We start from the raw sequence: 6,530 nt of genomic DNA, 5'->3' as shown, positions 1-6,530 counted from the left end.
CTTGTGTTGATATTGATTATAATAGGTGGGCTGTCTACCGTCCCCTTTAACTGGCATAGCGGTTTCATACCACGCAATCCTGTGGCTGTAGATGCTATCCCCGACATTGGTGATAACCAACAAATCATCGCAACAGATTGGATGGGGCGCTCACCAAAAGATATTCAAGAGCAAGTCACATACCCCCTAACAACGGCATTATTAGGAATTCCCGGTGTCAAGACCATTCGGTCAACGTCGATGTTCGGTATGTCATTTATCTATATTATCTTCAATGATGGTGTCGACTTTTATTGGAGCCGGTCACGCATTTTGGAAAAACTCAACTCGCTTCCTGCCGGTTTATTGCCTGAAGGAGTGAAACCAACACTCGGGCCAGATGCCACGGCATTAGGCCAAATTTATTGGTATACGCTCGAAGGACGAAACCCCAAAACGGGGAAACCTGCCGGTGGTTGGGATCCCCAGGAATTGAGAACCATTCAAGATTACTATGTAAGATACCAATTAAGTTCGGCCGAAGGGGTCAGCGAAGTGGCTTCAGTAGGTGGTTATGTGAAAGAATATCAGGTTGATCTCAATCCCGAAGCTATGCGCGCTTACGGCCTGAATCTCGTACAAGTCATGTTGGCTGTGAAGAATTCGAATATCGATGTAGGCGCGGGAACAATGGAAGTGAACCGCGCAGAATATTTGATTCGCGGCCTCGGTTACGTCAAAAAGCTGAAAGATTTGGAAGAGGCTGCCATCACAGATCGCCATGGTGTGGCCGTAAGAGTTAAGGATGTGGCTAAGGTTTCGTTTGGACCCGGCTACAGACGTGGCGGACTTGACAAGGAAGGGCAAGAGGCTGTGGGCGGCGTTGTCGTGGCACGTAACGGCAGTAATCCCATGGACGTCATCAACAATGTGAAAGCAAAGATTGCCGAAATGCAAGGGGGGCTGCCTGAGAAAACGTTAAAAGATGGCTCTAAATCACGCGTCACCGTCGTGCCTTTTTACGACCGTACCAGATTGATTAAAGAGACGATTGGCACACTTGAGAGCTCACTGATGCACGAAATTCTCATCTGTATCATTGTTGTTCTTATCCTGGTGCTTAACCTACGCGCTTCTTTCGTGATTGCAACCATGCTGCCTTTGGCTGTATTGACCACGTTTATCATCATGAAACTCCTCGGGGTTGAAGCTAATATCGTGGCACTCAGTGGTATCGCTATAGCCATTGGTGTGATGGTTGACGTAGGAGTTGTGTTCATGGAAAATGTGGTTCGTCATCTGAGCACTGCTCCCAATGCCCGCGGTAAGCAATTAGAAGCATTGATTTTGAATGCTGTTCATGAGGTTTCGGGGGCAGTTGTGACGGGCATGGGCACTACGGTTATCAGCTTTCTACCCGTATTTGCCATGCAGGCACAAGAGGGAAAGATGTTTCATCCATTGGCTTTCACAAAGACTTTTGCCCTATTATTAGCCCTGCTTTTAGGCATTTTAATCCTCCCGACGTTAGCTTACTGGATTTTCTCACTAAGGATTCCAAAACGATGGGCATTGAAAATTTTCAAAAAACGAGTGCCGCGCACCTTCAAAATCATGCATTGGACAGTCAGCACCAACATGCTGATTATTGCCATTGTGGTGCTTTTAGCTACCTATGAGCTTTCAAGTGTGTGGCTTCCTTTAGGGCCACAGAATGGAATGTTACTCAATTTACTGTTCGTTATCATTACTGTGGGGGGCATCCTATCTATCCTTTGGCTTCTCGTGCTCAAGTATGAGCAAATCCTTCGTTGGTGTTTAAACCACCGATGGAAGTTTATGTCTATCCCCATATTGACCCTGATTGCCGGCGGAATGATTTGGACAAAGACAGGAAGTGAGTTCATGCCCACCTTAGATGAAGGCACTTTCATGCTCATGCCCACAAGTATGCCCCACAGTGGTGTTGAACAAAACATACAGAATTGCAAGATTTTGGGCCAGCGCATAAAAGCCATTCCCGAAGTAGAATCGGTTGTTGGCAAATGGGGACGTGTAGAAAGTGCTCTCGACCCGGCACCCATTCAAATGTATGAGATAACCATCAACTACAAACCCGAATACCAATTGGACGATGATGGTAAACGCATTCGCGACAAGAATGGCGACTATATACGTCTGTGGAGAGACGAGATTAAAAACGAAGATGACATTTGGAAAGAGATTGTTAAGGCCGCTAATGTCCCTGGATTGACAGGAAGTCCGAAACTACAGCCCATTGCAACTCGGCAAGTGATGCTGTCAACGGGGATGAAAGCCCCTATGGGATTAAAGATATATGGTCCTGATTTGGCTTCGATTGAGCAGGCAGGCTTGCAAATGGAGAAGGCTTTGAAAGCGACACCCGACATCAACTCAGCCTCTGTGTATTATGATCGTGCAGAAGGAGCACCTTATATAGAGATTCATCTCGACAGAGAAAAACTCGGACGTTATGGCATTCAAGTGGGGACTGTGCAACGTGTTATCGAGACAGCTATCGGTGGAATGGCTGAAGGAAGCACCGTTGAGGGGCGCGAACGATTCCCTATTCGTGTGCGTTATGCACGTGAATTGCGAGACGACCCCGATGTGTTAAACGGAATACTTGTCCCAACAGCCGAAGGAACACAAATTCCTTTGGGTGAACTGGCAACCTTTGATTTCGTCAAAGGCGCGACGATGATTCAGAGTGAAAACACGTTTTTAATGGGTTATGTCACGTTTGATAAGGTGGGAAACAAGGCAGAAGTGGATGTTGTTCATGCAGCTCAAAAACACATTGACGAGCTTGTAGCTCATGGAAAGATTAAACTTTCTAAGGGTGTCACGTATAAATTTACGGGCACTTACGAGCAACAGATTCATGCTGCAGAACGCCTTCAGGTAGTCATTCCTATTACGTTGATTCTCATTTTCTTGATCCTTTTCTTCCAATTTAAAAGCGTCATGGCCTCAATGATACACTTCTCGGGTGTTTTTGTAGCCTTTGCGGGCGGCTTTGTCCTGATTTGGCTCTACGGACAAGACTGGTTTTTTAACTTCAATATCGCGGGAGTGAATATGCGAACCCTCTTTGGTATGGGACAAATCAACCTCAGTGTTGCCGTTTGGGTAGGCTTTATCGCACTCTTTGGCATCGCTACAGACGATGGTGTTTTGATGGGAACCTACATCCATCAGGTGTTCTTAAAACGACAACCCCGTAGTCCTTTAGAGATTCGCGAGGCTGTTGTTGAAGCTGGAATGAAGCGTGTTCGCCCAGCAGCAATGACCACTGCGACAACACTTATTGCGCTATTGCCCGTGCTTTCATCCACAGGAAAGGGCTCAGATATTATGGTTCCGATGAGCATTCCTACCTTTGGCGGCATGTTAATACAGACCATGACAATGTTTGTTGTGCCAGTTTTCCAATGCTGGTGGCGTGAATCGGCCTTGAAACGTGAACAAAAGAAAAGTATGATTGCAAACAACAATGAGCATGAAGAATAAGATTTTGTATTTCCTATGCATAGGACTATTCGCCTGCTATGGCAGTGCTCATGCGACAGGAATAGACAATAAAGAAGATAGTTTGGCCGTGTATATTGCCGAAGCAATACGCAACAATCCCGGTCTGAAGAGTGAATATCAGGCCTATCAGGCGCAAATGGCCAATGCGCAAGGTGCGGGTGTCTTGAGCGATCCACAGCTAAGTGTCGGCCTTGGGAAACAGCGTACGACTATAACCATTATGCAGATGTTTCCATGGTTTGGCACACTGAAAGCAGGTCGCGAACAAATGGAATATAAAGCGCAAGAGGCCTACCAGAAGTTTCGCGAAAAAAGCTTATCGTTAGCTTTCGACGTTGAGAAACAATGGTATTCCATACTCGCGACGCAAGAAAAGGTGAAAGCTGTAAAACAGAAACGCGCGCTTTTAAACGATATTAAAAAGGTGGCTATCTATCTTTATACGAACTATACTTCAGGGCGTAACACGAAAATGAGCGACCAATTACGCCTTGATGCAGAAGAGGAGCGATTGAAAGAACAAACGGAAAGTCTTGAAACCCAACTGACTTTACAAAAGCAGCAGTTTAATATCACGCTGCATCGGCAGCCAGATGTAGCTTTGTCCCTACCCGATTCCATCCCATTACGGCAGATGCCCACCTTTAATTGGACAGAGATTGAACGAAACAATCCCAAACTCGCACAGTATTCGGCTATCCAAAAGGCGTTTAAATCACAAGAAGAGCAGGCCAGAGCAAAAGGTATGCCCATGATAGGTGTGGGACTTCAATATATGCTCAATGGGAAAGTTGACATGCCAATGGAGCCCAACATGAACGGAAAAGATATGGTGATGCCCATGGTGAGCGTCACAATCCCCATTTATCGCAAAAAGATTACGTCGGCTATCCGTAGTGCACAACTCATGGAACGTAGCGCAGCCTACAATTATCAACGTCAGTTGGATGCACTTCAAAGCACATATCTCAGCATTGAACAGCGTGCTGACGATATAAAACGCAAATTGAAGCTTTATGAGAGTGAGGTGAGTTTGCTCAACAGAACGCTCGAACTGATGCAAAAAGAATATGCTACGGGGGCGGCATCGCTCACAGATATTCTTCAAACGACACGCGAAAGCATCGACTACGACCTCTTAAAAGCCGAAGCCAATGCGCAATATAACACCATCACAGCAGAGGCTATCCAGCTCCTTGCACGCGATGTGAAGTAAAAGAATGTGTAGCCAAAAGAAGCAAAAGATGATGAAAGATTTTATAAGAAAACATATCCTGCTATCGTTTGCCGTTGCGCTGACGATAGGACTCCTATTGGGGTGGCTCCTCTTCCGCCCCACTCACGCAACAGATGCACACCAACATTCGGGAGGAAAAACGATATATACCTGCTCTATGCACCCACAAGTGAGACAGGATCACCCCGGAAAATGCCCCATTTGTGGGATGGATCTTATCCCTGTCAACGATGAAAAGCAAAGCGCAACAACAACCGATTCCAATGCTATCGTGATGAGTGATGAGGCCGTGGCATTGGCAAATATCGAGACAGAGGTTGTTGGCAGCGGAGCAACAAACAAAGAAGTGCGCCTATTCGGGAAGATATTGCCCGACCAGCGCTTAGAACAAACGCAGTCATCTTACGTGGAAGGACGCATCGAGAAACTATTGATCAATGCGTCGGGCGACCGTGTTAGTCGTGGACAAGCATTGGCTGTAATCTATTCTCCGACGCTATACGCCATTGAACAAGAACTGATTGCAGCACTGAACTTCCCTGAATCGCCCCAAAAGAAACCGCTGATTGACGCAGCTATTGAGAAGCTTAGACTGCTGAATATTACGGAAGAACAGATTAATCAACTGATGCATACACGCAAAGCCTCCCCCTACACCACGCTGAAGGCAAATACTTCGGGTACTGTGATTCAAAAGAATATCAATCAAGGTGACTATGTCAAACAAGGACAGGTGTTGATGAAGATTGCAAATCTCGATAAGGTTTGGGCCATGTTCCAAGCATATGAAAGCGACTTACCATTTATTCATGTTGGCGAAAAGATTCACTTTACTACCGAAGCAATGCCTGGAGAAGTGTTCACAGGTAGCGTAAGTTTCGTAGATCCCATGATTGATTCTTCCAGTAGGACAGCTGGTGTGCGCGTAGAAATGAATAATACAAATGGATGGTTTAAGCCCGAAATGACCTTGACTGGCAACATTGTGGCTAATATGAAGCAATACCATGGTGAGATTATCGTGCCAAAGAGTGCCGTGATGTGGACAGGAAAAAGAAGTATTGTCTATGTAAAAGACACGGGAGAAACGCAAGCTACCTTTAGATTACGACGTGTAACATTAGGTCCTTCGCTATCCAATGGCTATGTCATCACGGATGGTTTGGCTGAAGGCGAAGAGATTGTGACGAATGGAACCTTCGCTGTTGATGCCAGTGCACAGCTGGCTGGCAAAGAAAGTATGATGAATCAATAACTTAATATAACAAGAAAATGAAGAAAGTGATTTTAACAATGCTTACTGTTGTTGCCATGAGCACAACTATGCAGGCCAAAACAGTGAAAACAGAAATCCCTGTAAACGGGAACTGTAATGAAATGTGTAAGCCACGCATAGAAAAAGCGGCTAAATCTGTTTCTGGAGTTCTATCAGCTACCTGGAACCTTAAAGCGCAAAAACTCACCCTTGTGTATGACAACACCAAGACAGATACCAAGAAAGTGCAAAAAGCGGTAGCGGATTCAGGCCACGATAGCGGCAATATAAAAGCCTCACAAGCCACTTATGACAAACTCCCTGGATGCTGTAAATATCGTAAGTAAGCAGTAAATATCAGACCAACTGGCGCATAAAGGAACGATTATCATCGTCCTCTATTCGAAGGTTGGTCTGTTCTTATACCAACATTTGGGGGGCATATCAGTGCGACCACCAGAGCACCAGCTCAGTGTAGTCAGCTACCTTATGTCCCATATTCCA

At 45.7% G+C, this 6,530-nt stretch carries 4 protein-coding genes; all 4 read left to right on the top strand.

Translation table 11 applies throughout. The annotated features are described in order from the left end of the window. Positions 1 to 3,513 (top strand): efflux RND transporter permease subunit (locus tag ACO4R2_RS01670; protein WP_484768922.1); only part of this gene is annotated, 3,513 nt, incomplete at its 5' end. Then, positions 3,503 to 4,750 (top strand): TolC family protein, encoded by a 1,248-nt coding sequence (locus ACO4R2_RS01665; protein ID WP_484768921.1) that lies wholly within the window; start codon positions 3,503 to 3,505, stop codon positions 4,748 to 4,750. The genes ACO4R2_RS01670 and ACO4R2_RS01665, both read left to right, overlap by 11 nt. A 28-nt stretch (positions 4,751 to 4,778) precedes the next feature. Further along, a complete protein-coding gene (locus ACO4R2_RS01660; protein WP_484768920.1) occupies positions 4,779 to 6,026 on the top strand; it encodes an efflux RND transporter periplasmic adaptor subunit in 1,248 nt (415 codons plus the stop codon). A 17-nt stretch (positions 6,027 to 6,043) separates the two neighbouring features. Further along, positions 6,044 to 6,373, top strand: coding sequence for a heavy-metal-associated domain-containing protein (locus ACO4R2_RS01655; protein ID WP_287362609.1), 330 nt, complete (start codon positions 6,044 to 6,046; stop codon positions 6,371 to 6,373). Positions 6,374 to 6,530 lie beyond the last annotated feature (157 nt).

Source organism: Alloprevotella sp., assembly GCF_057240785.1.
Note: the sequence above shows the minus strand (reverse complement) of the source record. Positions and strands in the feature narration are given on the sequence as shown.